Source organism: Arthrobacter sp. CJL-S3 (assembly GCF_056711635.1).
On the sequence record NZ_CM160046.1, the window covers coordinates 946,557 to 972,294 of the forward strand.

The window sequence follows — 25,738 nt, forward strand, 5'->3', positions numbered from 1 at the left end:
ATTTTTCGCCGCGCCGCGGCGAATCGGGCGAATCACCCATTTCCCGGGAGGAATCCGGCGGGCGGGAATGGGTACTTTTACGCAGGGAGGCAGGTCAGGCGAGTCCGTGCTGGTAGGTGTAGGCCGTGACCCCGGCCCGGGAGGTCAGGCCCAGCTTGGTGAAGATGTTGCTCAGGTGCCGGGCCACCGTTTTTTCGCTGATGAACAGCTCGGCTGCGATGCTCCGGTTGCTCAGTCCGGCGGACACGAGCCGGACCACCTCGGTTTCGCGGGCGGTGAGCGGCCCGGCGTCGGCGGCGGGATGGGCGTCGTTCCCGGTGGGCGCCGGGGCAGACCGGGCCGGGGCCATCCGGGCGTCCGGCGCTGCGGGCAGCGGTTGGTCCAGCCCCGCCAGTGCCGGCGCGGCGCCCAGTTCGGCAAACACTGCCCGGGCCGCCTCACGTTCCAGCCGGGCGGATTCCTCATCGCCGAGCGCGGCGCACAGCCTGGCCAGGAGGGCGCGGCAGCGGGCCGCTTCGAACGGGGCGTCGAGGCTAAGCCAGCGGGACCACGCGCGGCGGAGCGGAATCAGGGCAGCCGCGGGGTCGCCTTCGTGGAACAGGAGAGCGGCCTCGGACTGTTCGGCGAGGGCGTGCAGCAGGGGCATGTCGACCGCGGCGCACAGCGCGGCCAGCTCCTCCACGGCGGCCCGGGCCGCCGGTGTGTCGCCCGCTGCCAGTTCGATCTCCACCCGGGCGGCGAGCATCCGGCGCCGGTAGGCGGGGTCGATGCCGTCCATGGCCTGCCGGAGCAGGGACTGGGCCTGCTCCGGCCTGCCCTGGGCCAGGCGCAGGAGCGCCAGCCCGGGTTGCGGCGGGAACCCGGTCTCCTGGGCGTGCAGGTAGCAGGCCTCGGCCGCGTCGAAGTCGCCCCGGAGCCGGTGGATTTCGCCCTGTTCGTAGAAGCCGCCGTAGGTGGCCATGCGGTCGCCGCGGTAGGCGAAGTCCTGCGCCGTTTTGGCCGCGTCGATCGCCTCGGTCCAGGCGCCGTGCAGCCGGTACAGTTCGGCCCGGTGCATCTGGCACTGGCCGCTGAAGGCCACCAGCTTCTGCTGCGCGTCGCACCACCGGTCCAGCGCCCGTGTCCACTCGTGGGCGCGGTGCAGGTCGAAGGCCAGATGGCAGGTCTCGATCACCGCGCAGTAGATGATCCCGGCGGGGACGGGGGAGATTTCCCCGACGGTGACGGCGACCATGGCTTCGTCGAGCAGGGCCAGGCCGGCGTCGAACTCGCCCAGCAGGACCTTGGCCTGCCCCAGGCCCAGCGTGCCGAGGGCGGCCGAGTCGGCGTCGCCGCGCGCCCGGCCGAGGTCGGCGGCCCGGGTGAAGGCTGCCGCGGCGGTGGCGCCGTCGCCCTGGTAGAGGGCAGCCAGCCCGACAGGGACGGACAGCAGGCCCTCGAAGGGGCAGGGCTCGGGCAGGTCCTCGACGATCCGGTGGGCGCGGGCGAGCCAGCCGGCGCCGCGGGCCGGTTCGCCCAGCAGGATGAGGTTCAGCCCGGACCAGACGGCGCAGCGGGCGGCGGCGGGGTAGTCGCCATCGGCGAGGTACTTCAGGTGCGCCCGGGCGAGGATGTCCACGCCCTCGGAGCCCCTGCCGGTGAGGATGACGGAGGTGGCCAGCTGTTCCAGGTCGCCGGCCGGAAGTTCGGCGTCGTGGTCGGCGGCGGTGTACTGCCCGACGGCGTCCGGCCAGCGCCGTTCGGCGTAGGCGTCCCGGCCGTCTGCGAGTGTCGACATCGCGCCTCCCCGTTCCCGGTGGCGGGTCTGAGCCTGTGGGCGCTGCGCGGCACTCCCGGAACAAGGGGTGGGCGGCGCGGCCCGTCATCTAGTTTTCAGGCTACCGCCGCCGGTTATGGGGCGGCAAGGTGCGGGCCCAAGCGCCAACCCTTGCGTCGTTTCCCAATGAAATCGAGGGGCCGGTCCGGTCCGTGACCTTCGGCCCTTCAACCACGCCACTGCGGCCTGCAAGGGTGGGAACCGACCCCAGAAGTCCCCCCGGGCATTGAAGGTGGCAGGCATGGACAGCGTCGTCAACACCACACTTGGCCCGCTGCGCGGCAGCGCGGACGAAGGCGTGCACCGTTTCCTGGGCGTCCCGTACGGTGCGCCGACGTCCGGCGCGAACCGGCTGCGCCCCCCGCAGCCGGTCCAGCCCTGGTCAGGAGTCCGCGACGCCACGCAGTACGGCTCAGCCCCTTTCCAACTGGCTCCCCCGGAAAGCGCGGGCACGGAGTGGGATACCGCGCTGGCCGGCGAGGACTGTCTGAACCTCAATGTGTGGACACCGGATCCCGGAAGCACAGGCCTGCCGGTCATGGTCTGGATTCAGGGCGGCGCGTTCGAATTCGGCTCGACGGCGGCCTATAACGGCCGGAACTTTGCCCGGGACGGCGTCGTTTGTGTGGTGATCAACTGGCGGGTGGGCGCCGACGGGTTCCTGGACCTCGGCGACGGGCAGGCCAACGTGGGTCTCCTCGACCAGATCGCGGCCCTGGAATGGGTCCGCGGGAACATCGCAGCGTTCGGCGGTGATCCCGGCAACGTCACCGTTTTTGGCGAGTCGTCGGGTGCGATGAGCATCGGCGTGCTCCTGTCGATGCCCCGGGCCGAGGGGTTGTTCCGCCGGGCCGTCCTGCAGAGCGGGGCAGCCCACCACGCGCTGTCCTCCGAGACGGCCCAAAGAATCGGCGGGTTCCTGGCAGAGAAGCTGGGCGTCCCTCCCACCCGGGAGGCCATGGCGGCGGTACCGCCCCAGCGGTTCCTCGCGGCGCAGGCGGAGTTGAAGGCGGAACTCTTTGCCCATCCGGACCCGGAGCGCTGGGGACATGAGGTGTTGGCCAGCAGTATGCTTTGGCAGCCGACGATCGACGGCGTCACGGTTCCGCTGCGCCCCATCGAAGCGATCGCTGCCGGAGCGGGCTCCATGGTGGACGTTATCGTCGGGACCAACACCGAGGACTGGAGGTTGTTCCTTGCCATTACCGGCGTGATCGGCAAGGTCACGGAGCACGACCTGGCGGAATCCAGGAGCGTGGACGGCTTCGCGCCCCTCGGCGCCTATGGGCTTCCCGTGGAGACCGCACTCCGCGAGTACCGCTCCCACTATCCGGACAGTTCGCCAGGAGATGTGCTCGCCGCCGTGGAAACCGATTGGTGGGTGCGAATTCCGGCGATCCGTTTAGCCGATGCCCATGCAACGGCGGCCTCGGCGACATCAGCCGGGACGTACATGTACGAGTTCGCCTGGCCTGCCCCCGGCCTCGGCGCCGTCCATAGCATCGAGATCCCGTTCGTTTTCGACGCCCTGGACAGGAACTCCAGATTGTTCGGGCCGCTGCTCGGGACAGACCCGCCACAGGAACTGGCTGATGCCATGCACGCCGCCTGGGTTTCCTTCGCCGCCACCGGCGATCCCGGATGGCCCGGCTACGAACCCGAACACAGGACCACCATGGTGTTCAACACCGAGAGTCGCGTGGTCCACGACCCCCGGACCTGGGAGCGCGAGCTATGGACGGGTGTCCGTTAGGACCCGCCGCGGCAGGCCGGTGAGTGGGATGGTCAACCGCCGGAGACTGCTGGTTTTCGGAGGAGCGCTGGTCGTCAAGATAGCGGCCTATTTGGTGTGGCGTCCGGCGATGCTGCGGTGGGGGACGCAGGGTGAGGAAGCCGTTGAGCCATTGCCGGGTGATGATCGGGTGCCTCATCCGGCGTTTCAAAGCACGCGGGCCATCACCATCGACGTGCCGCCGGAGCGCGTATGGCCCTGGATAGTGCAAATGGGGATCAACCGCGCCGGGTTCTACACCCACGACAGGGTGGAGCGGGCCATGTTTCACGCCCGCTACATAGAAGGAAAGCGCTCGGCGACGCGCATCCACCCGGAGCTGCAGGATCTCAAGGTCGGCGACCTGGTGCCCTACGGCGGTGGCGTCTTTGCCCCCGTGTCAGAGATCGAGCCAAACCGGCACCTGGTCGCAGGAGAGGCGTTCGTGCTGCGTCCTCTCCCGGGCAACCGCACCCGCCTCATCATTCGATGGCGGGGGATGGGATATATCAGTGCCGCGGCCCAGGGCGCCGCGGCTGACGCCCCGGCGCTGACCAAGGCCATCGTGTTCGCCCTGCAACATGTGCCCGGGGCAATGCTGCTGACTCGCGGCATCGACTTTCTCATCGCGGACCCATTCCACCACTACATGGAAGTCGGCCTCCTTCGCGGCGTTAAGCAGCGCGCGGAAGGAACGTAGGACGGCGCCCGTGACGCCGGCGTCGCGGCGTTGACGGCCACGATGTAGGGGTGCTGCCGGCCCTCTGCGGACCACGACGGCGGCGCCCGGGTGCGCTTGCCGGCCCGGCTCAGGTGTACATGAGGGAGCCGGGCGTGGTGAGGAGCTGGCCGGTTTCCAGCCAGGTCTTCAGGCCGGAGAGGATCATCGGCCAGCCGCCGTAGAGCTGTTCGTTGGCGCCTTCGCGGAGCTGGTCGTGGGTGACGGTCAGGCGGCAGGAGTCGCCCACCGGTTCGATCTCCCAGGTGATCCGGGACGTGCCTTCGGCCTTGACGTCCTCGCCCCAGAGCGCGCGCATGCTCTGGACGAGCCGGCGGGGCGGGTCCACCTCCAGGTTCTCGCCCTCGCCTAGGGGTTCCCCGCCCCTGGGTGCCATCTCGAACCGGGATCCCGGCGTCCAGTCGGAGGTGATGACGGACCCGAACTGGTACTTGCTGCGGATCTCGCCGTCCGTGATGGCCTCCCAGAGCCGCTCCGGGGTGGTCTTGATGTAGATTTCGAAGATCTTTTCCATGGGACTTTCCAATCTGGTTTTGAGGTCGCTGAGGCCAGCGGCCCATGGTTCGGCATATTTGCTCACCCAGCGGTCGTGGACCAGCCGGATGGGCACCGGATTCAGGAAGTGGAGTTTCTCGCGCCCCCGACGGCGGGTCACCACCAGGCCGGCGTCCTCCAGGACTTTGAGGTGCTTCATCACGCCGTAGCGGGTCATCTCGAAGCGGGCCTCAAGGGCGTGGAGGGTCTGCCCGTCGTTCCGGAAGAGCTCATCCAGGAGGTCGCGGCGGGTGGCGTCGGCCAGGGCCTTGAATACGGCGTCCACACGTCCAGATTAGGTGACTGATTAGTCACATGTCTAGGGCTGGTCCGTATCCGCTTTGCCGCGCCGCAGGTGCCGGTGGTGCACTTCGTAATGGTCGAACACATCGGACGACGTTGCTCCTGCATGGCCGAATTTGCCGCGAAGGACATCCGCGAGGGCGTCCAGGGATGCGTGGAGCATCCGTCCGGCGAACTGGAGCTCAGGGCTGTCGCTGCGCTGGGCCTGGGATGCCAGCTCCTCGGCGTAGGCCACCGTGGCCGGCAGGGAGCCGCGCTGCTCGATTTCACGGAAGTAATAGGTTTCATGGAACGCCAGCAGGTCTATGCTCACGGACGCCACGTTTCCGGCCATTGACTCCAACAGTCCGGCAGCATGCCCGGGATCCAGCGACAATACGCCGTCCGGGCCTGCAGACTCCCTGAAGAGGTTCAGCTGGTGGGCGAGGGCCCGGCGGCGGTTCAGTGCCGGGAACGTCTGCAGGATCCAGGTGACCGTTGCCGTCAGCAGCCCGAAGCCCGTGACGGCCTCGAGGGCAACAACCAGCCTGAGCAGCGGATCCGCCGGCACGATGTCGCCGAACCCCACAGTGGAAAGAGTGACAAGGGAGATGTAGAGGGCTTCGCCAAAGTCGCCCCGCTGTGGCACCCCGTCTCCGTGGACAAAACCCTCCGGCAGGTGGGGCAGGTAGAGCAGGGCCCAGCCGATGGCCGCCAGGCTTGCCCAAGCGCCGATGACAGCGGCCATGGCCAAAGGCGCTGCGATGAAGGAGCCCCGGCCCCGCAGTTTTGTCGACACCAGCCAGAACCCGCGCATGATCGCCCGGCCCAAAGGACCAGAACCATGCGGGTAAAGGAGCGTGCGAAAGACATCAACAAGCATTAGCAGGACCAGCCCGGCCCCCAAAACCGTCCAGAGCGTGCCTTCGAAGTCCATTGCCTCATCCTATGGGCGGCACTGCTCCGACACCGCGCTGGGTCCCCGCGTCTCAAGGAGCAGCCAGGCTGTTCGCGGGACCGGCCACAGAGGTTAGCTGGCAGCCGCCGGAACTGACTCGCTGTCGCGTGAGGCAGGAGTGTTGCTGCTGCTGCGGCGCCAGTAGGCTGCGAGAACCGCACCGGAAACGTTATGCCAGACTGAGAAAATAGCGCCAGGCAGAGCCGCTTCGGGAGTCAGATACTGCCGTGCGAGCCCTGCTGCAAGGCCTGAATTCTGCATGCCGACCTCAATCGCAGTGGTACGCCTGGAGGGAATCGGAAGCCGGAACAAACGGGCTGCAGCGTAGCCGAGGGCATATCCCAAGCCGTTATGCAGAATAACGGCCGCGAGAACCAGAAGTCCGGCTGCGAAAATTGCCTTTGCGCTTCCGGCAACCACCGCAATCACAACGGCGGTGATAGCGAGTACCGAAATCCAGGGAAGGGCAGGCAGCGCACGGTTGACGAGTCGCGGCAGGAAGAATCGGAGTAAGAGTCCCAGCAGCACTGGGAACAGCACGATCTGGACGATGGACCACGCCATCGAACCGGCGTCCACCGGCATGTACTGACCGGCCAGCCACAATGCCAGCACCGGGGTCAGCAGCGGAGCAAGCAGAGTTGAAACGGTCGTCATGGCGACGGACAAAGCGACGTCACCCTTAGCCAGGTAGGAAACGACGTTGGAAGCCGTTCCGCCGGGGCAGCAGCCCACCAGGATGACGCCCGCGGCCAGGGCAGGGGGCAGCCCCAGCGCCGCTGCGATCAACCAGCCCAGGAACGGCATGATGGCATATTGCGCAACAACTCCGATCACCACCGGGATAGGGCGTTTGGCAATGACGGCGAAGTCAGGGGGCGTGAGTGTTAGCCCCATGCCGAACATGATGAGTCCTAGGAGAGGGTTGATCCAGGGGGCGAGCCCCGTGAAGGCTGTTGGGGCGGCAAGCGCTACGGCTCCTCCGGCCAGGATAAGCACGGGAAAAAGAGTGACTGCGACACGGGCGCTGCGTTCTTCAGCGGCTGATGACGTCTTTGAAGATTCGGATAAGGAAGACATACCTACCGGATTAGCACAGTGAGGGTTGGGTTTCAGAATCAGCGTGTACTGATGACGTAGGCGGGTGATGATCGTCGTCAATATTACGTATGGGAAGCAGCAATTCTTTCGGAATTCGATATTCGTTGTAGTGAATACCTAAAGGTCGACAAATAGCGGCGAGAGCGGGTGGGGCAGCACTCCCGCAATGTTCGCCGGAAATAGAGCCCCTTTGGATGAAGGAGGTTCCAGGGCGGCGGCCGCCGCGTCCGAGGCTCGCCCCACCTCATGGGCGTCGCCCCTTGGTGCAGTGACAAACAGCGGAACCCCGCAGTGCCGGGCACTGCGGGGTTCGTCGCTGACTGGATCCAGGTTACTCGGAACCGGGTTTCTGTTCCCGGTCCCGGAGGTTCTTCTTGATCTCGTCGAACTTCTCCTTGATGACCCGTTCCGCCTCCGAGAGGGTTTTGCTGGCGGTGCTCAGGGGATCCATTTGGAGATAGACGTTCTGGCCGACGGGCAGGTCGTACTCGTCCTTCAGATGGGTGCCGCCGCCCACCCCCTGAAGCGTCAGGTACACCATGGCGTCGGTCCGGGCAACGCCGGAGATTGTTCCGAAGACAACTGTGAAGTCGTTCGCTTGAAAGCTGACGGTCTGACCGATATGGCTGCGGTCCAGATCGCCGGCTGCTACCGGCTTCTCGGACGGGCTTCCGCTGTAGCTCATGAACTTCTCCTAATAGTCGAGGGACATGTACCCCAGCAGTCTAGCTAAGGGGCCCGTGAAGGTGCGGCGATTGTCGCGAGCAGCCACACCGTCCGCGGGACCGGCGCAGCCGAGGTGCAAAGTGTGCGAATGGCAGGAGCAAATTCGAGCCGGAGTCTCGCGGGTCTTGGGACCTGACCTGCCCAGGGGCCTTTGCACCCCGGCGGCGACCCTTCAGACTGTCCTGATGAAGTGGACGCGCGTGAAGGACTGGCTGATCGGTGCTGCGGGGATGGTCCTCCTCCTGGCGATGATGGCAGTGATCCTCTGGTGGGCTGCGAGCGACCCGGCAGGCGGGGGCGAAGCGGGGCCAGTGCCGTCGCCGCCGGTGGGCGCCGATCGCCCGCCGGCCGCACAGCCTCCCGCCGACCTCCGCGACGACGAAGTGTGGCTCGCCGACGTTGCGCTGGACGCCGGGACAGTGGTGGCCGCGGGCTCGATCCTCCGCGACGTCCGGACCGTCGGGCAGGACGTGGTCGCGGGCCCGGACGGGCTGGTCGCTGCACAGCTCGCCGTTGATGCGACCGTGCCGTTCGAGGTGGTCGCCAACAAGCTTGGCGACGGGACGGTCGTCCGCCCCGCCGCCGGCGGCCAGGTCATGGTGGTTCGCACCGTCAATGTCCTGGGCCGCGAATTGCCGGTTACCGCCACCGGCACGGTCGAGGTTGAGGCCGGCAGGCTCATTGTCGAACCACGCTCGATCGACTTAGGCGGGCCGGACTTCCTCTCCGACGCCATCGCCACGGTCGTGCGCGGGCTCGTGACCATTGAGCACAGCATCGAGGGCTTGCCCGAGGGCCTCGTGCTTCAGGACGTCGCCGTTCAGGACGACGGCTTCCGAGCCAACCTCCAGGGCGAGGACATCAAACTCGTCCCCTAACTTCGTGAGTAGCCAGAAAAGAAGTACGACGGCGGCACTCAGGTCAGGTGACACCGGTGCCTGTGCCGCGGCCCGGGGATTTTGGTCCCCTCAGAGTGCTGACTGCCGGCCCCGCATTGTCAGCAGCAGCCACACTGTCCGCGGGACCGGCCACAGGATAGCCAGTGCAAGGACCGGCACCAGGAACACTCCGACGTCGGGGAACTGACGGATGATGACGAAGAGGTGGGTGTCGAACCGGGCGGGGGCGTAGCTGAGGCACAGCCACAGCGCAAAGACGTCGAGGGCGAGGGCCGCCGCGGCCCACGCCAGGGGAACCCACGGCTTCCGGGCAGGGGCATGGTTCCTCGGAACCAGGAACCGGAGCATCAGCCAGAGGCTCAGCAGCTCTGCCAGCAGAAGTCCGAGCGCGACCGCCCAGCTGTAGCGCTGCAGCCAGTCCTCGTGCACCACCGCCGGCACCGGCGCGTGACCGTGGAGGATCCGCAGGAGGTTGGTGTCGATCGCCTTCAGCCGCGACGGGGCGGCCGTGTCATTGCCGTTGATGACCAGGGCAACGCCCAGACGGGCGGACGGAACCATGGCCAGATAGGTGTGGCTGTTGCCCCATTCGCCCTGATGCTCCAGGAGCAGAGGCAACGTCTCCTCCGGGACGGGCGGTGCTGCGGGATCGGTGGACTCCACCAGCGGCCGGGTGAACCAGCCCATGGCGTAGCGCTGGGATTCGCTCACGTGCACCCGTGGTTCGAACATCGCCTCGATGCTATCGGGCTGGAGGATCCGTGCGTCGCCGTACCGGCCGCCGTCGAGCAAGGCCGTCAGTTCGCGGCTCAAATCCTCGGCCGAGGAGTACAGCGTGGAGGACGGCATCCCGGTGATGGGGGCGGGGACGTCGGTCTGGCGCCACCGGGCGCCGAACCACCGCGAGTAGCCGGCCGCCGCGTTGTCGGCGCGGGCATCAGCCCGGGTCGGATGGCTGTGGACCATCTCCAGGGGTCCGAAGACGCGCTGCTTCAGGTAGTCGCCGAACGGCTGGCCGGAGACCGTCTGCACCAGAAGGCCCAGGATGTTGAAGTTGGCGCTGGCATACCGGAAGGCCGCGCCCGGTTCGCCGGCCAGCGGGGATTCTGCCAGGGACCGCACGCCGTCTTCGAGGGCTTCCGGGCCCTGCGCGTCGGAGGCTTCGAAGGCTGTGTCCTTCGAGGCCATACCGCTGGCCTGATGGAGCAGGTGGCGGACGGTGATGGCTGAGGAGCGGCTGTCGTCCAGCGTGAACCAGGGCAGGTAGGTCTGCACCGGCTCATCCAGCCGCAGCCGGCCGGCCTCAACCTGCTGCATTACGGCGATGGCGGTCAGGGTCTTGCTGGTGGAGGCCAGCAGCACGGGCGTCTGCGCGGTCAGCGGCCGTCCGGAGTCATCGGCGCGGCCAAAGGCTGCGGCGTGCACCCTGACCCCGTCCTTCACGACGGCGACAGCGGCGCCCGGAATTCCGAGGGCCGCGATCTGCTCCTGAAGGAAGGAGTCCAACTCCGCGTAGGCCTGCTCGGGATTCGCCGGCCCAGTGGCCGGCGCAGCGGATGGAGCAGGTGCCGGCGGTGTGGCGCCGCCGAGGATGCCTGCGGCCAGGAGGCACACCAGGAGACATTGCGCTGACCTTGATGAAATCCGCATGCCCGCACCTGCATTTCGGCTGCCGTCTCTTCACGGTAGGGCCGGTCCCAGGGGAAAACAATGGCGCACGAAGGCGTCCGATTCCGACCGGTGGTTTTGCCGATCAGCCGAGCATCCAGATCAACCAGGCCGACGGCGTGACGGCCTCGGTCAGCTACGGGAGGGATGATGCCCGGGCTCTGGCCCGCGCCATCCTGGAGGCGGCAGGAGTCGACCCACGGGAAGCCTTCACGCGCGACCTGCCTACGCCGGCTGCTAAGGTCGTCGACCGCCGGTCGGGCGCACCTTGGTCATGGAACTAACCCGTTGCACCAGGACGCCGAGCCGTAGGTTTCGACCCGGAGCTAGCGGTGCAGACGTGTTCTCGGAGACACGCCGCGCTGTCTCCGCAAAGCTGTCGGTGCCCAGGAGGACCATGGATTCATGACGGCTCCAACAGTAGAGGCGGCGATCCATGAACTGATGGATCTCGCCTGGAATGTTGTCTATCACCTGCTCGAGGAGCAGGGCCTGCTCGGCGACGGATTGTTCGTCGAGGAGTACACCGGGATCCACTCCTGGCTGGACGGACCGACCCGGTACACCGTGGTCCACTCCCGGATGGTGGCGGTTCTGTTTGTCGACACCCGGCCCGTGGACGCCATCGCCTTCCATGACGACCTCCTGGGCGCCGTCGACCCGGCAGGCTTCTTCAGACTTCCGGGCAGCCGCTGACGGTCCGGCCGGTCCTTCTCGTTACTCCTGAGAGAGCCAAGCCGAGACCCTGGCGTTGAACCATTCCGGGCGTTGAAGGGGGATTCCGTGGCCACACCCGTCCACAACCTCCAAGTCGCTTCCGGGAAGCGCGGCATGGATCGCAGCGGCAGAGTCACGCATCAGCCTCCGTTCACGCTGACCCACCATCACGAGGGCCTGCCCAGGGAAGCGGGACCAATTCTCAGGCAATGCGAACCGCAGGTTCTCCCCGACGGCGGCCGTCAAGGTCGCCTTCGTTATGCCTGCACTGGTATCGATGTACTGCTCCATCAGCTCTGGGGGTATGAACAGCTGCCGGGCCTGCAGGCGGGCAAACCAGCTTCTCCGTGCAAGTGGTGCGCTCAAACCGAGAATGCCCAGGGTGAGGCCACCGTGCGCCATCGGCTTCGCTTGGGCACTGACGACCATAACTCGGCTCACCAGGGGCGTATGTTGAGCCGCCAGGCCGATGGATAGCTGGGCCCCGAGCGAGAAGCCGATCACTGCTACTGGCGAACCAACCCGTTGCAACACCAGGTCGGCCAGGGCATTTACGGTCGCGGAATGCGAGATGTACTCCTCGCTGGAGCTCTCTCCGTGCCCGGGAAGGTCGGGCACGATCACACGGTGCCGAGATTCCAGGCTGCGACGCAGGGATTGCCACATCCAACCGGCGACGCCACCACCGTGTAGGAGCAAGACAGGAGGTGCGCTCTCTGGTCCGTACTGGTTCGTGTGCACCGGCTTATGCTTTCACGTTCCCAACGCCCTCAGGACGGCCAGGTCGCGGCGCCCGGTCCGTCGAACAATGCGCTGGTGCTGCTCTGGGGCACCACGACGTGGACGGCGTTGCGCTGGACGGTGAAGTCGGTGGGCGTGGTGGTCGCGATCTCGCCGTCGAGGTTCACCGGCAGCGGCTGGTCGGTGACCAGCCGGACACGTCCGGTGGTCAGGTGGTACACCCGGTCGTGTTCGATGAAGCTTCCGTCCTTGAGCAACCGTGCGATACTCACATGCTCCCGGAGCGGGCCGGCCAGAATGGCGTAGATGTCAAGGATGTGGTCATCGATCCCTGCGGTGGGGGAGACCGTGTTGCCGCCGCCGTAATGTCGGCCGTTGCCGACCGCCACCTGAAGCACATCCTCGAGCTCCAGCGGCTCGTGGTCGCCCTCCGGGAACTCGAGGCGGGCCCGAAAAGGCTTGTGTCGGGCATAAGCCCGAAGCGTGGCGATGCTGTAGGCCAATGGCCCGATGTACCGCTTCAAGCGGGGGCTGAGCGCTTCGGTAACCGCCACCGAGAGTCCCACGGATGCGACGTTGAGGAACGGCTCACCGTTTGCCCGGCCGAGGTCGATGTCCACCACCTTGCCTTCGGCGACGGTGGCGCACGCCTCGGCCAGATTGTTCGGTATCTCCAGCGTGCGGGCGAAGTCGTTGGCCGTGCCCAGCGGAAGAACACCGAGCACAACGTTGGTGCCGGCAACCCGACCGGCAGCATAGGACACCGTCCCGTCGCCGCCGCCCACAACCACCAGGTCGTGCCCGTCCGCAAGCACCCGATCAAGAGTCCCGGCCAGGTCCGCCCCGGACAGCACGGGGTGCACGGAGGAGATCGGCACGCCTGCCTTTCGCAGGGTGTCCACCGCAAGTTCGTGTGCCGCCCCTCGGCGTGATCCGACGTTGATCACAACGGCGGCAGGGTGGGCGTCCCGGGCAGCCTTCATTTGGGCCATGTTAGGGCGTGGACCTGTGAATTCTCCTAGCCCGCCGGCACGGTTCTTGGAGGTCCCGTTAAGGCGCTACTCGCGAACCTCTTTTGCGCTGATCTTTCCCCTACCTCGTTCAGGTCAGCCGCATTGGGTAAACGTGAGCCTTCCCACCTTATTCTGAGTAACTCACAATAAGCCTGTAAAGTCAGATCCAGGCCACCGTAGCCCTTGAGTACCGCACCGGTGAACATTCCCGGGCCAGCGGGGCAAGCGACACAACGCGCAACCGCCCTCCTGCTTGAGCGGCACAAGAAACCCGTATGCCCCTCAGCCCGAAACCCCACGGAGAACCCATGACTTTGCTGACCGCACGCCCCGAAACGTCCTCATCCAGCACCGAAACCACGCTCAAGGCCGCTACCGCTAGCACTGTCGCTGACACTTCAGTGCGCGGCGGCAGCTACGTGACTCTCCCCGCCGGCAGCATCCGCGCCGGCGTCGAGGGCAGCTATGTCACCGTCGCTGGGGCCCGGAACCTGCCCCCCGTCACCCGTGGCAGCTATGTCACAGTGGACGGCACACCCGTTGTTGCCGCCGGCGCCATCGAGGGCAGCTACGTAACGCTTCCAGCGGCGGCCTAGCGTCCAGCGGCCTGCGGGGATAGCACCACCGCCGGACATAAAAGGAGGCCGACGGCGACACTGGGTGTCGTCGTCGGCCTCCTTTTTCGTGCCAGCTGGGCAGCTATCCCGCCACCGCCGCCTTCGCGGCCTGCGAGGCCTCCATCCACTCGCTCAGCCACGGGGCCCGGACGCTGGCGGTGATCCGGCAGTCGGCCACGAAGGTTCCCTTGGCGCCGGCATCTATCCAGTCCTGCAACGCGGAAAGGTCGGACAAGGAGCGGATGATCGCGGACTCGGCACCCAGCGCGCGGGCGACGCCGCTGAAGTCCACCTCGGGGATCAGCATGGGCTTTTCGGTCAGGCCCTGGGAGCCGTACTGGTGGATTTCGGCGCCGTAGGCGGCATCGTTGTAGATCACCACGACGGCGCTGGTTGCCGCGCCGATCAGCGATTCGAGGTCGGACAGGCCCATCAGGAAACCGCCGTCGCCGGAGGCCAGCACCAGGGTGCGGCCGTCCTCCAGGGCGCGGGCTGCCCCGACGGCGCTGGCGAGCCCCAGCCCGATGGTCTGGTAGGCGGTCCCCACCATGACCAGGTCCTGGGGCCGCGGGATGTTCCAGTACATCGGTGCCCAGCCGAGGAAGTGCCCGCCGTCCTGGACCACGGTGCGCCGCTCCGGCAGCACGATGTCCAACGCGGCGGCCAGGGAACGCGGGTCCAGCCGGCCGTCCGCGGTCTCCTCCGAGCCCGGGTGGTGGGCCGCTCCGTCGGCCAGCCGCTTGCGGGCTTCCGCGCGCCACGCTCCGCCGCGGCCGGCGTCCGGCGAGGCCGAGCCCTCCAGCATCCGCAGGAGGTGTCCGGCCGCTGACTTCGCGTCCGCGCTGACGAACGTATCCACCCGCGGGTGCGTCGGCTGCAGGGCGGTGTCGATCTGGATGACGGTGCTGTCGGGGCCGAGCAGGTGCCCGAACCGCATGGTGAAGGCGCTCAGGCTTGCCCCGGCCACGAGGACCACATCGGCCTCACCCATGAGCCCGGCTGCGGTGTCCGTGCCGAAGCCGCCCGCCACGCCGAGGTATCCCTCGCCTTCGAGGAGGTTGAGCGCCAGGGCGGTTCCGGCGGTCACGGCGCCGAGGCGCTCGGCGAGCTCCCGCAGCTCCGGGCCGGCTCCGGCGAGGTGCGCGCCGCGCCCGGCGAGGATCAGCGGCCGCTTCGCCCCGGCGAGCAGGCGGGCCACCTGCCCAAGGCCGCCGTCGACGTCGTCCGTCACCATTCGTGCCGGTGCCGCCGGAAGTTCCTCGTCCGCAGCCTCGAGGGCCGCGAGGTCGTAGGGGATGGCAATCACGACGGCGGTGCGCTTGGTGAGTGCGTACTCCACCGCCTGCCGGGTGATGGAACCCGCGGCGTCGCGGGTGACGGTGAACGTGGCCGCGCCGAGGCCTGCCGCGATGGCCGCCTGGTCCACGTCCCAGGGCCGGGCGCCGGTGGTGGGGGCGTCCCCGGTGACCAGCACCACGGGGATCTGCGCCTGGACCGCCTCGGCGAGGGCGGTGAGTGCATTGGTGTAGCCGGGGCCGTAGGTGGTGGTGCCCGCGGCGAGACGTCCCGACGTCCGGTAGTAGGCGTCGGCCGCGGCGATGGCGGCGCCTTCATGGCGGACGGCGGAGAAGCGGAGACCCAGCTTTTCCGCGGCGTCCAGGAAGTAGACGTTTCCGTTGCCCATGACGCCGAAGACATCGCTGAGATAGCTGCTGAGAATCTGCGCCACGCGGCCGGAGACGGTGAGAGTAGTCATGCAGGAATCATGTGGGCTGGTTCACATATAGGCAAGAGAGGCGGATTTGATTGGGATTCTTGGCAGGAAGTGGGAGTGCTAACTGAAAATATGCCCACTTGTGTGCCTGTATCACCCGACTTAGGCGGAAGGGCGGGGTTCCTGCTCGGAGAGCCGGCTCAGGAGGCCGTCGTAGCGGGGCGGCATGAGTTCCAGCACGGAGATGGCCGTGCTGGTCCGTTGGATCCCCTCGATTTCCAGGATCTGGTTGGTGATGCGGTAGAGATCCGCCGTACTGCGGGCCACCACCTTGGCCATGAGGTCCGCGTCGCCGGTGGTGGCATGCACCTCGATGACCTCCGGGATTGCGGCGAGCCCGTCCTCCACCGCACCTGTCCGGGTCTGGCTGATGGACAGTGAGAGGAAGGCCATCAGGTCATAGCCCAGTGCGGCGGGATCCAGCCGCCTGCTGAAGGAGCGGAGGGCGCCGCTGCGCTCGAGCCGTGCCAGCCGGGCATGGACCGTGTTCCGTGCGACGCCGAGTGTCCGGGAGAGTGCCAGGGCGCTGGCCTCCGGATCCTTGTCCAGGGCCAGGATGATCCTGCCGTCGAGTGGATCCAGGGTGCGGGGGTGCAGGGTGGTCATATTTTCACCAGAGACAGTAGAAGTTGAGCAGAAGTCCCAATGAGTTGAGCGTACCTTGCATTGTGGGCGGAGTCACACCCATGATCAGTCCTCATGACCCGTGATCAGCTCCTCACCGCACCGGACACTGCACTCCCCGCCCTTCGTGGCGCTGTGTCCGGCCTCCCGCCGTACGTCCCGGGCCGGCGCAGCGCCGGCATGGACGTTGCCGCCCTTGCCAGCAACGAAAGCCACTTCGAGCCGCTGCCCGCTGCCGCCGCCGCGGTGGCCGCCGCGGCCGGCACCATGAACCGCTACCCCGACAGTGCCGCCGTCGAACTCCGTGAACGGATCGCCAGCCACTTTGGCGTCACCGCCGGAGAGGTCGCGGTGGGACCCGGCAGCGTGGGCGTCCTCCAGCAGATCATCACCGGGCTGTGCGATGCCGGGGATGAAGTGATCTTCGCGTGGCGCTCCTTCGAGGCGTACCCGATCTTGGTGGAGCTGGCCGGCGCCCGGCCGGTCCGCGTTCCGTTGGACATCTTTGAAGGCCACGATCTTGATGCCATGGCCGCGGCCGTGACCGCCCGCACGAAGGTGATCCTGCTCTGCACCCCCAACAATCCGACCGGCGTGCCGATCAGCCACGAGCGCATCGAGGCCTTCCTGCGCTCTGTCCGTTCCGACATTCTCGTGGTGATCGACGAGGCCTACGTGGAGTACGCCGAAGCGGGCAGCGGCCCCGATTCCCTGGCCCTCTACCGCCAGTACCCCAACGTCTGCATCCTGCGCACCTTCTCAAAGGCCTACGGCCTCGCCGGCCTGCGCGTGGGCTACGCCGTGGCGGCGCCGGCCATCGCTGAGGGACTGCGCCGGACCGCCCTTCCCTTCGCCGTGAGCGCGCTGGCCCAGAAGGCCGCCGTCGCGTCGCTGGACGCCGGAGCGGAGATGGAAACCCGGGTGGCCGCGGTCAAGCAGGAGCGCGCTCGGATGGCCGCGCAGCTCGAAGCCCAGGGCTGGAAGCTGCAGCCGAGCCAGGGCAACTTCCTGTGGATCCATGCGGATGAGAGCCTCCAGACAAGGCTCGTGGATGCGTTTGACCGCGCGGGCATCATGGTCCGGGCCTACCAGGGTGACGGGGTGCGGATCACCATTGCCGGCCCAGCCGCCAACAACCGCGTGCTCCGGGTTTTGGAAGCCCACGCAGCCTAGGAACTTTCTGACCCTTATCAATCCGTTCCCCAACCAGAGGACTCTCCATGGAACAACAGACAAAGACGTCTGGCCGCCCGCTCGGCGCCACACTCAAACCCCGCCAGCTCACCATGATGGGCCTGGGCAGCGCCATCGGTGCGGGGCTCTTCATCGGCTCCGGGGCCGGCATCCAGGCCGCCGGTCCGGCTGTGCTGATCTCTTACCTCGTGGCCGGCACCCTCATCATCCTGGTGATGTGGGCCCTCGGCGAGATGGCCGCCGCCAACCCGGACAGCGGAGCCTTCTCCGTCTATACCGCCAAGGCCTACGGGCCGGTGGCCGGTGCCACGGTGGGCTGGCTCTGGTGGCTGCAGCTCGTGGTTGTCATCGCCGCCGAAGCGCTCGGCGCGGCAGGCCTGCTGGCCACCATCTTCCCGGCCCTGCCGGTGTGGCTGATGGCCTTCGTGTTCATCGTGTTGCTCACCGCCGTGAACCTCACCAGTGTGAAGAACTTCGGCGAGTTCGAGTTCTGGTTCGCCCTGCTCAAGGTGGCAGCAATCATCGGGTTCCTCCTGGTGGGTGCAGCCCTGCTCTTCGGCTGGCTGCCGGGAGTGCAGTCGCCGGGCCTGTCCAACTTCGCCGGTGCCGGATTCGCACCCAGCGGTTTCGCCGGGATTGCCACAGCACTGTTCGTGGTGGCCTTCGCGTTCGGCGGCACCGAGATTGTGTCCGTGGCGGCAGCTGAGACCGCCGAGCCGGCCCGCAGCGTGAAGAAAGCGGTCCGCACGGTGCTGTGGCGCATCCTGGTTTTCTACATCGGTTCCATCTTCATTATTGCGGCCGTGGTTCCCGTGGGTTCGGCGGGGCTGAAGAGCCCGTTCGCGGCGGTACTGGAAGCCGCCGGCATGCCCGGCGCAGCCACCGCCATCACCCTGGTGGCCGTGGCGGCACTGCTCTCCGCGCTCAACGCCAACCTCTACGGCGCCTCCCGGATGGCGTTCTCGCTCGCCGAGCGGGGCGACGCGCCGCGCCTGCTCGCCTCGGTGTCCAAGGCACGGGTTCCGGTTATCGCAGTCCTGGCCAGCGTCGCATTCGGCGTTGTCACGGTCGGGCTGGAGCTGGCTTTCCCCGAGATGGTCCTTCCCGTCCTGCTCAACATTGTGGGCTCGACCTGCCTGCTGGTGTGGACGTCCGCGCTCCTGGCCCAGCTCGCGCTGCGGCTCCGCGCCGACCGTGAGGGGACGGAGCTTCCCCTGCGGATGCCCGGCTTCCCGTGGCTGACGGGCTTTGGCCTGCTCATCCTCGCGGCGATCTTCACGGTGGGCTTCATCGGCGAGGACTCACGCCCCCAGCTGCTGAGCACTTTCTCGCTTGTGGCGCTGCTGGCGGTGGCGAACTGGCTGCACCAGCGGAGGAAGGTTCCGGTTTTTGTTGACGCTGCAGAGGGTGACAAGCAGCCGGCGCTCGTCGACTAGTTCACTCGCCTGAATCGACTCGCGGCTTCGGGGCACTGAAGGGCGCGTCCGGTCTTGCCGGGCGCGCCCTTTGCTGTGTCTGGCCCGCTGGCCCTAATGGCGACCAGCTCGGCCGCTGCACGAGTCGGTCCGACCTGCTCCTGAAGGCCAATCCCGCCCGTCGTGCTTCTGCGCCCGGGCCGCTGCAGAAGCGGTTCGTGACGGTGGACACAATTTCGCGCCGCTGCTTACAAATCGATTGACTTTCAATAGTTAATAACCGAAGCTCGATACATGCAATTTACTCGGTTGGCAGTCATCGCACTTCGGATCGTCCTTGTTGTGGCTTTCCTCCTGTTGGTTCTGTTCCAAGTCATGTCCTTTCCCGGGCAGTTCGCCCACATGGCGCAGGAGAATCCGGACCGCGCCTATCTGCAGTGGCCGCTCACCATCTTCTCGATCCTGGAGGTCGCCTGCGTCCAGGTGGTGATCGTGAGCACCTGGAAGTTGCTGACCATGGTCGAGCGCGACAGCATCTTCAGCACTGACGCACTGCGGTGGGTGGACGCGATCGTCTGGTCCATCGCCGCCGGATGGACCATGCTGGCGGTACTGTCCGCGTCCGTGGTGCTCAGCGCGGATGACCCCGGGCTCCCGCTGCTGCTGTTCCTGCTGCTGGTGGCCGGCGCCGCCCTGGGCCTTGTGGTCGTTGTGCTGCGCGCGCTACTGCGGCAGGCCACGGACCTGCGCACCGACATGGAAGCTGTCATCTGATGCCCATCGTGGTGCGCATCGACGTCGAACTGGCCAAACAAAAAATGAGTGTGGGGGAGTTCGCCGACCGCGTGGGACTCACCCCGGCCAACGTGGCGGTGCTGAAGAACGGCCGCGCCAAGGCTGTCCGCTTCAGCACGCTGGAAGCAATGTGCCGGGTTCTCAAGTGCCAGCCGGGTGACCTGCTGGAGTTCGTCGAGGAATGACCGGATCCCCTGCGGCGGTGGGCCGTCCACGCTCCCGTTGCACTATCACCTATGGGTGTTCTCAGCGCTGAGAGCCGCTACGAGTGATAGAGCAACGGTGTATCTCTCGCACGACGGCGGCCGGCAAGTCCGCCACCTTTGACCGTCTCGCCCGATTGCGTGGAGTGCTCAGACGGCGCGGGCCGAAAGTTGGTTGATTCTGTGGTCATTATTGTGAACTGCAGCGGTCGACCGCTCAGTGAAAGCTGAGCCCGACTCGCTGTCAGATCCGGATGGGGCTACCAATCGAAGTCGATGGTTGTCATTGCGACTTGTCGAGGATGCGGTAGCCATGTTCAGTGGCCTCAATATGCACTGGCATGCCAGGTACCACCAGCTCAGCCATTAGCGCAGTGCTTAGCCCCAGTCGGCCCGACCTGCCGTTGCCGGGGTGCCAGGATGCGGCCCGCTTTTCGCCCCTGACGAAGATTGTCAACGTGGTCGGGATAGCCGGGAACGCGTATTTCGACCTTGCCGGAATTCGAAGGTAGGAACGGTTTCGGTCTTTTGCGGTCAGATTTTGCGATGGGATGATCACCTTGCCCGCCGACAACTCAAAGGAGGTCGCGCCCGGCTCGAGTGGATTGATTGCCGCGATTGCAGACGCTCGAACTGGAGCAGCAGGATTTGGATCTCCTTTGCTCGGCCGCGGCTCTTTGTAATGGTCCAGCCCGTGGGCCTTGTTGCCTAAACCCGGAATACGGACGTTGGCGAATGGGCCGACGCGGTTCCTGTCCAATAGGTTGGACCGTGAGACATGTGACAGTTGTCGTGCGAATTGATTGATGAGTGCATCCTCGGCTGCGCCGGGGTCGGAATGCCGTGCGTAGTGCACGGTCAGCTCGGGAAGAATAGTCAGCATCTTGAGCCACCAGCCGCCGGCATGTGGCCCCGTCGCGCCAATCTTGGTCGAATAGTAGGCTCTAGTCCTAGCTGACAGGGAGGTTCCGGCCTTGCCGATATAGAGAATCGGTTCGTCGGGCAGCCAGAACTGTTGTAACCGGCTCCCGAAAGAATCGAGCGTTGCGGACATGCCATCAACCTCGAGGAATGGACAGACGTCTAGCAACTCTTCAAACGCCCGACTGCTCAGGGGCAATTCGACGGCCCCGCCATGTGAAGCATACGGATCGGACGTCATTGAAATTGCGTATACCCCAGGCTCGTCAAAGGGAAGCCGCTGCTGCCACTTGACAGCTCCAGCCCACTCCAAGGCGCATTTGTCGAACAGGGCACCCACGGAACTCGTCATAAACTAAAGGGTAAGCGCACATGAGAACCTCATATCCGTCATAGTTGAACTTGCGTCGTGTCGTGAAACATGACAAACCCCGCGTATCTGCGATAGTTGGGCCATGACAACACCAGAGCTCCCTGGGGTGGGCTCACAGCAGACCGCGCCCCACCAGCAACAACAATCATCTCTCGCGCAGCACGATCATGGGGCGCCAATGCAGACACCCTTGCCTGAGCCGACGAAGGCGAAGAAGCCGCGAAACGTCCTCGGGCTCATCGCTCTCATCACCGCGGTGCTCGGGTTCATTTTCGCCTGCATCCCCGGCGCCCTCATTGTCGGTTGGATTCTGCTGCCGATCGCATTTATCCTGGCTCTCGTATCGCTGTTCATCAAGGACAAGGCCAAGTGGATGGGCATCGCGGCCCTGATCGTATCCATCGTGGGAACGATCGTGGGGTTCATCGTCTTTTTCGCCGTCCTTGCCACGTCGGTCGACGACGCTATCGGCAGTGGGGATACCAAAGTGGTACAGCCGTCCAGCGCCGCAAGCGATGCAGGTGCACCGACAGCGGAGAAGCCGGCCGCTAATGTCGGAACCCGCGAGAACCCACACCCGATCGGTTCGGTCATCGAGTCTGACGAATGGCGCGTCGTGATCAATTCTGTCACCCTGGCGGCCACGGATGCCGTTGTCGCTGGAAACCAATTCAATGATCCGCCGGCTGCGGGGTCGGAGTACATTATGGTGAACTACTCCACTACCTACATCGGCGATGACGCGGACGGTCAGATGCCTGCCTTCACTTCGATCGAGTACGTCACCGTGGAAGGCACGACTGTGAATACGTTCGACAAGTCTGTCGTCACCCCGGATTCCATCGACACCACGAGCACGCTCTACACGAACGCCACTGCGACAGGCAATATTGCCTTCGAAGTCCCGACTGCCACTGCTGGACAAGGAGTCCTAGCCGTAAGGCCGGGAATGTTCGGCGACAAGGTATTCGTCGCAGTCAAGTAACTTCGTAGGACACGTTCAGCAGTATTAACAGGAAAGCGCAAAGCCCCCGGCACACCACCGGGGGCTTTGCCGCGCCGCGCCGAGAGACACGGCCACGCTCTCTAGTTGCGATCGAAAACTGCCGGGGAGCCCATGGACGCTAACCTAGGACCCTAGGCAAAGCTGGGCTTAGTCCCGCAGCACCCAAGCGGCGTTGTTCGGCTGCAGCCGGCCGTCCTCGGTCAGCGGCGCGGCGCTGAGCAGCACCGTTCCGGCGGGGAGCTGCACCGCTTCGATGCCCATGGCGACGGCGACGAAGAAGTCGGCGCTGCGTTCGCAGATCAGCAGGTTCCCGGCCTCGACCCGCCAGGTGCCGCCGTCGTTCGGGCCGAAGACCTCGTTCTTCCACAGCAGTCGGCGCAATTCCAGTGCCTTGGTGACCAGCGCCAGGGAGGACTCCGGGTCCTGCTGCTGGAGTTCGACCGCGTGGGTTCCCCAGCCAGCGGGCTGCGGGAGCCAGGGTTCTGAGGCCGGAACCGCGGCGGCGGGTTCAGCCAGCGAGAAGCCGTGGTTCAGCGCCGGGTCCGCGGTCCAGGGCAGCGGGACGCGGGCGCCGTCGCGGCAGACGCCGCCGCGGGCCCACATCGGATCCACCCGGGAATCGAGGGGTACGTCGACCTCGGGCAGGCCGAGTTCCTGGCCCTGGTACAGGTACGCCGGGCCGGGCAGACCCAGCAGGGCCACCACCGCGGCGCGGGCACGCTGCGCGCCGGCCTCCCCGCCGCCGAAGCGGGTGACGGAGCGGACGATGTCGTGGTTCTCCAGCGCCCACGTGGGGGTGGCGCCGTGCAGCCGGCGTGCGGCTTCGAGCTCGTTCCCGGCGGCGGCCCAGGCCGCCGGATCCCAGCCGAGTTTCACGAACGCGAACGCGAAGGCCTGCTGCATTTCATCGGGCCGGGTGTAGCGGGCGGCGCGGGCCGGTTCCAGGTTGACCTCGCCCACCAGCAGGCGGTGCGGCTCGTACTTCTCGGCCAGCGTGCGCCAGCGGCGGTAGACCTCGTGGACTTCCTCCTGGTCCGAGACCTGCGGGTTGGACCGCAGCCCGTCCACCACCCCGCCCGTGGAGGGCGAGTCCGGCAGGCCCTCGGCCTTGAACAGGGCATGCGCGACGTCGATCCGGAGACCGTCCACGCCCTTGTCGAACCAGAAGCGCAGCACGCCGTCGAAGTAGTCGCCGACGGCGGGGTTGCGCCAGTTCCAGTCCGGCTGCCCGGCCGAGAACAGGTGCAGATACCAGTCGCGGTCGGTCTGCGACCCGGGGTTGGCGCGGCTCCAGGCGCGGCCGCCGAAGACGCTCTGCCAGTTGTTCGGCGGGACATCGCCGTCAGCGGTCCCCGGCACAAAGTGGAACATGTCCCGCTCCGGCGAACCCGGGCCGGCCGCGAGGGCCTGCTGGAACAGCGGGTGCTCCGAGGAGCAGTGGTTGGGCACGACGTCGAGCAGCACCCGCAGGCCGAGCGAGTGGGCCAGTTCCAGCAGCGCATCGAACTGCTCCATGGTGCCGAACAGCGGGTCCACGCCGCAGTAGTCGGACACGTCGTAGCCCTGGTCCAGCTGCGGGGAGGGCTGGAACGGGGTCATCCAGATCCCGTCGACGCCGAGCGAGGCGATGAACGGCAGCCGGGCGGTCAGCCCGGCGAGGTCGCCCACGCCGTCGCCGTCGCCGTCGGCGAAGGAGCGCGGATAGACCTGGTAGATCACGGCGGACTGCCACCACTCCGCGGCAGGCGCCAGCGCGGTCTCCTCGACCAAAGCAGGACTCATTTGCTGGCGCCCGCGGTGAGGCCCTCGACGATCCGGCGCTGGAAGATCAGCACCATGATGACCAACGGTACGGTGACGATCACGCCGGCGGCCATCTGCTCGCCGAAGGGCGCCTGGAATTCGGTGGCGCCGGTGAACTTGGAGATCGCGACCGTGGCGGTCTGAATCTTCGGGTCGTTGATCATCGACAGCGCGATGATGAACTCGTTCCAGCTGTGGATGAACGTCAGGATGGCGGTGGTGAAGACGCCCGGCGCGGCGAGCGGCAGCAGCACCCGGCGGAACGCCTGCCACTTGGTGCAGCCGTCGATCATGGCGGCTTCCTCGAGGTCGAACGGCAAAGCCTTCATGAACGTGGTGAGGTTCCAGACGGCCAGCGGAATTGCGAAGGACAGGTTCGGCACGATCATCGCCTGGTAGGTGTTGATCCAGCCGATGTCCGTGAAGAGCCGCAGCAGCGGCACGACGACGGAGATGCCGGGGAACATCGAGGTCGCGATGATGACGCCCAGGATCAGGGACTTGAAGCGGAAGTTGAGCCGGGAGATCGCGTAGGCGGCGAACACGCCGAGGACCAGCGCAAAAGTGGTGGTGGTCCCTGCGACGATCAGCGAGTTCAGCAGCGCCTGGCCGAACATCGTGGAGCCGTCGAAGACCTTGGCGTAGTTCTCCAGCGAGAACGGCGCCGGCAGCAGGGTGTTGTCGAAGATGTCCGCGGTGCGGCGGAGGCTGGAGACCAGCATCCAGTAGAACGGGGCCAGGCAGTAGGCGAAGATCAGGGCCAGGCCGGCGTAGACGCTGTAGGAGCGCCAGGTGCGCTTGGCTTTGGGCCGGTTCGACGGCGGCGCGCCGGCTGTGCCGTTCGAGGAGCCGGCGCCGGAGTCGGCCGCGGCGTTGCGGAGGTCGGAGATGGTCATCGGGTGGCCTCGGGCTTCTTCTGGTCGGCGGTGGCCTGGTCAGCGTTCGCCTGGGTGTGGTTTGCCGCGAGGCGGTTCTTCCGGGCGGTCTTCTTCGACAGCAGCTTCAGTTCCTTCGCGCCGGTGACGTCGGCGCCGAGCACCTTTACGAAGACGATCGCGACGACGGCGACGTACAGGAACAGCATGACGGCGAACGCCGAGGCGGAGCCGTAGCGCAGCTGATTGGATTCGTCCCAGGCCAGCATGGACAGGGTCTCCACGGATTCCTTGCCGGGACCGATCAGCACGAAGGGCAGGTCGAACATGCGCAGGGCATCGAGCATGCGGAACAGCACGGCCACCAGCAGGGTGGGCTTGACCAGCGGGAGGGTGATGGAGCCGAGCTGGCGCCACCAGCCGGCGCCGTCGATCCGGGCGGCTTCGTAGACTTCGCCGGGGATGACCTGCATGCCGGCGAGGACCAGCAGGCCGATGAACGGGGCGGTCTTCCAGACCTCGGCGATGATGACGGCCACCCTGGAGGCGTTGCCCTCGGCGGTCCAGAGGATTTCGCTGCCGAGCAGGTTGTTGGCGATGCCGTCGGACTGGAAGATCCAGCGCCACAGCAGGCCGGACACTGCGGTGGGGACGGCCCACGGGACCAGGATGCTGGCACGCAGGAAGGACCGGCCGCGGAAGGCCCGGTTCATGGCCAGGGCCAGGCAGAGGCCCAGGACGGTCTCGAGGAACACCGTGGTGACGGTGAAGAAGGTGGTGTTGGCGAAGGCGTTCAGGAAGCGCCGGCCTGATTCGCCGACGAAGAGGTCGGCGTAGTTGGCCAGGCCCACGAAGGATTCCACGTCGGAGACGAAGCCGTCCGCGTCCAGGCCGGATTCGGCGCGGAACAGGGACTGGTGCACCGCGGAGAGCAGCGGGTACACGATCACCAGGGCCAGCACCAGGAGGGTGGGGGAGAGCAGCATCGCGGCCATGCGGCCTTCACCGGGGGAGCGGTGGCCGCGTTTGCGCGGGCTGCCTGGCTGGGGCGTGCCGGTCTGCGCGCCGGCGGGCGGGGCGGTCGTCGTCGTCATGCTTTGGTACCTAACTGGAGTTGCAGCGTGCCTGGCCGGCCGGGGTGGACCGGCCGGCCAGGCGTGGGGTGTGGACTGC

At 66.6% G+C, this 25,738-nt stretch carries 24 protein-coding genes; 10 read left to right on the plus strand and 14 right to left on the minus strand.

Annotated features, from left to right (window positions below):
- Positions 1-94: 94 nt before the first annotated feature.
- The gene (locus AC06G6_RS04380) at positions 95-1,777 is read right to left on the minus strand and encodes a helix-turn-helix transcriptional regulator (protein ID WP_479826716.1); all 1,683 of its coding nucleotides are present in this window, start codon (positions 1,775-1,777) and stop codon (positions 95-97) included.
- A 280-nt stretch (positions 1,778-2,057) separates the two neighbouring features.
- Here AC06G6_RS04380 and AC06G6_RS04385 point away from each other — a divergent pair, with 280 nt between their 5' ends.
- Both AC06G6_RS04385 and AC06G6_RS04390 read left to right on the plus strand, forming a co-directional pair.
- Entirely contained in the window at positions 2,058-3,569 is a 1,512-nt protein-coding gene (locus AC06G6_RS04385) for a carboxylesterase/lipase family protein (RefSeq protein ID WP_479826719.1), read from the plus strand.
- 28 nt (positions 3,570-3,597) lie between these two features.
- Entirely contained in the window at positions 3,598-4,287 is a 690-nt protein-coding gene (locus AC06G6_RS04390) for a hypothetical protein (protein ID WP_479826721.1), read from the plus strand.
- Between the two features lie 109 nt (positions 4,288-4,396).
- On the opposite strand, the gene AC06G6_RS04395 is transcribed toward AC06G6_RS04390, so the two are convergent.
- The 4 genes from AC06G6_RS04395 to AC06G6_RS04410 form a co-directional block, all read right to left on the minus strand.
- Positions 4,397-5,146, minus strand: a complete 750-nt coding sequence (locus tag AC06G6_RS04395) for an ArsR/SmtB family transcription factor (RefSeq protein ID WP_479826723.1) — start codon at positions 5,144-5,146, stop codon at positions 4,397-4,399.
- Positions 5,147-5,179: 33 nt separating this feature from the next.
- Positions 5,180-6,079, minus strand: a complete 900-nt coding sequence (locus tag AC06G6_RS04400; protein WP_479826725.1) for a potassium channel family protein — start codon at positions 6,077-6,079, stop codon at positions 5,180-5,182.
- Between the two features lie 93 nt (positions 6,080-6,172).
- Entirely contained in the window at positions 6,173-7,180 is a 1,008-nt protein-coding gene (locus tag AC06G6_RS04405; protein ID WP_479828534.1) for a bile acid:sodium symporter family protein, read from the minus strand.
- Between the two features lie 352 nt (positions 7,181-7,532).
- The gene (locus AC06G6_RS04410; RefSeq protein ID WP_479826727.1) at positions 7,533-7,886 is read right to left on the minus strand and encodes a hypothetical protein; all 354 of its coding nucleotides are present in this window, start codon (positions 7,884-7,886) and stop codon (positions 7,533-7,535) included.
- A 226-nt stretch (positions 7,887-8,112) separates the two neighbouring features.
- On the opposite strand from AC06G6_RS04410, the gene AC06G6_RS04415 reads away from it, so the two are divergent.
- Positions 8,113-8,805 carry an LmeA family phospholipid-binding protein gene (locus tag AC06G6_RS04415; RefSeq protein WP_479826729.1) on the plus strand — a complete coding sequence of 231 codons (693 nt, stop codon included), beginning with the start codon at positions 8,113-8,115 and terminating at the stop codon, positions 8,803-8,805.
- 90 nt (positions 8,806-8,895) lie between these two features.
- Here the strand turns inward: AC06G6_RS04415 and AC06G6_RS04420 are convergent, their stop codons facing one another.
- Positions 8,896-10,440: a serine hydrolase domain-containing protein gene (locus AC06G6_RS04420; protein WP_479826731.1), complete on the minus strand. Its 1,545-nt coding sequence runs from the start codon at positions 10,438-10,440 to the stop codon at positions 8,896-8,898.
- A gap of 459 nt (positions 10,441-10,899) precedes the next feature.
- Between AC06G6_RS04420 and AC06G6_RS04425 the strand changes: the two genes are divergently transcribed.
- Positions 10,900-11,190, plus strand: a complete 291-nt coding sequence (locus tag AC06G6_RS04425) for a hypothetical protein (protein ID WP_479826733.1) — start codon at positions 10,900-10,902, stop codon at positions 11,188-11,190.
- 21 nt (positions 11,191-11,211) lie between these two features.
- Here AC06G6_RS04425 and AC06G6_RS04430 read toward each other — a convergent pair whose 3' ends face one another.
- Together AC06G6_RS04430 and AC06G6_RS04435 are read right to left on the minus strand one after the other, a co-directional pair.
- On the minus strand, positions 11,212-11,952 hold the full coding sequence (locus tag AC06G6_RS04430; protein WP_479826735.1) for an alpha/beta fold hydrolase: 741 nt from the start codon (positions 11,950-11,952) through the stop codon (positions 11,212-11,214).
- Positions 11,953-11,981: 29 nt separating this feature from the next.
- A complete protein-coding gene (locus AC06G6_RS04435; RefSeq protein WP_479826738.1) occupies positions 11,982-12,935 on the minus strand; it encodes a lipid kinase in 954 nt (317 codons plus the stop codon).
- A gap of 338 nt (positions 12,936-13,273) precedes the next feature.
- On the opposite strand from AC06G6_RS04435, the gene AC06G6_RS04440 reads away from it, so the two are divergent.
- Positions 13,274-13,561 carry a hypothetical protein gene (locus AC06G6_RS04440; RefSeq protein ID WP_479826740.1) on the plus strand — a complete coding sequence of 96 codons (288 nt, stop codon included), beginning with the start codon at positions 13,274-13,276 and terminating at the stop codon, positions 13,559-13,561.
- Between the two features lie 103 nt (positions 13,562-13,664).
- On the opposite strand, the gene AC06G6_RS04445 is transcribed toward AC06G6_RS04440, so the two are convergent.
- Together AC06G6_RS04445 and AC06G6_RS04450 are read right to left on the minus strand one after the other, a co-directional pair.
- A complete protein-coding gene (locus tag AC06G6_RS04445; RefSeq protein WP_479826742.1) occupies positions 13,665-15,338 on the minus strand; it encodes a thiamine pyrophosphate-binding protein in 1,674 nt (557 codons plus the stop codon).
- Positions 15,339-15,458: 120 nt separating this feature from the next.
- Entirely contained in the window at positions 15,459-15,962 is a 504-nt protein-coding gene (locus tag AC06G6_RS04450) for an Lrp/AsnC family transcriptional regulator (RefSeq protein ID WP_479826744.1), read from the minus strand.
- A gap of 93 nt (positions 15,963-16,055) precedes the next feature.
- Between AC06G6_RS04450 and hisC the strand changes: the two genes are divergently transcribed.
- From hisC to AC06G6_RS04470, 4 genes are all read left to right on the plus strand, one after another.
- Positions 16,056-17,153, plus strand: coding sequence for a histidinol-phosphate transaminase (gene hisC, locus AC06G6_RS04455; RefSeq protein WP_479826746.1), 1,098 nt, complete (start codon positions 16,056-16,058; stop codon positions 17,151-17,153).
- 47 nt (positions 17,154-17,200) lie between these two features.
- On the plus strand, positions 17,201-18,610 hold the full coding sequence (locus AC06G6_RS04460) for an amino acid permease (RefSeq protein ID WP_479826748.1): 1,410 nt from the start codon (positions 17,201-17,203) through the stop codon (positions 18,608-18,610).
- 288 nt (positions 18,611-18,898) lie between these two features.
- Complete coding sequence (locus AC06G6_RS04465) at positions 18,899-19,363, plus strand: DUF2975 domain-containing protein (protein WP_479826750.1); 465 nt, start codon at positions 18,899-18,901, stop codon at positions 19,361-19,363.
- On the plus strand, positions 19,363-19,569 hold the full coding sequence (locus AC06G6_RS04470; RefSeq protein WP_479826752.1) for a helix-turn-helix domain-containing protein: 207 nt from the start codon (positions 19,363-19,365) through the stop codon (positions 19,567-19,569). Before AC06G6_RS04465 ends, AC06G6_RS04470 begins: the two co-directional genes overlap by 1 nt.
- Positions 19,570-19,870: 301 nt before the next feature.
- Here the strand turns inward: AC06G6_RS04470 and AC06G6_RS04475 are convergent, their stop codons facing one another.
- The gene (locus tag AC06G6_RS04475) at positions 19,871-20,749 is read right to left on the minus strand and encodes a hypothetical protein (RefSeq protein ID WP_479826754.1); all 879 of its coding nucleotides are present in this window, start codon (positions 20,747-20,749) and stop codon (positions 19,871-19,873) included.
- Between the two features lie 214 nt (positions 20,750-20,963).
- On the opposite strand from AC06G6_RS04475, the gene AC06G6_RS04480 reads away from it, so the two are divergent.
- Positions 20,964-21,866, plus strand: coding sequence for a DUF308 domain-containing protein (locus AC06G6_RS04480; RefSeq protein WP_479826756.1), 903 nt, complete (start codon positions 20,964-20,966; stop codon positions 21,864-21,866).
- A 168-nt stretch (positions 21,867-22,034) separates the two neighbouring features.
- Here AC06G6_RS04480 and AC06G6_RS04485 read toward each other — a convergent pair whose 3' ends face one another.
- From AC06G6_RS04485 to AC06G6_RS04495, 3 genes are read right to left on the minus strand one after another with little or no spacing between them, the layout of a single operon-like run.
- Complete coding sequence (locus AC06G6_RS04485) at positions 22,035-23,669, minus strand: alpha-amylase family glycosyl hydrolase (protein ID WP_479826758.1); 1,635 nt, start codon at positions 23,667-23,669, stop codon at positions 22,035-22,037.
- Positions 23,666-24,586, minus strand: coding sequence for a carbohydrate ABC transporter permease (locus AC06G6_RS04490; RefSeq protein WP_479826759.1), 921 nt, complete (start codon positions 24,584-24,586; stop codon positions 23,666-23,668). The genes AC06G6_RS04485 and AC06G6_RS04490 overlap by 4 nt, the downstream gene beginning before the upstream one ends.
- Positions 24,583-25,659, minus strand: coding sequence for a carbohydrate ABC transporter permease (locus tag AC06G6_RS04495; RefSeq protein ID WP_479826761.1), 1,077 nt, complete (start codon positions 25,657-25,659; stop codon positions 24,583-24,585). Before AC06G6_RS04495 ends, AC06G6_RS04490 begins: the two co-directional genes overlap by 4 nt.
- Positions 25,660-25,738: the final 79 nt, after the last annotated feature.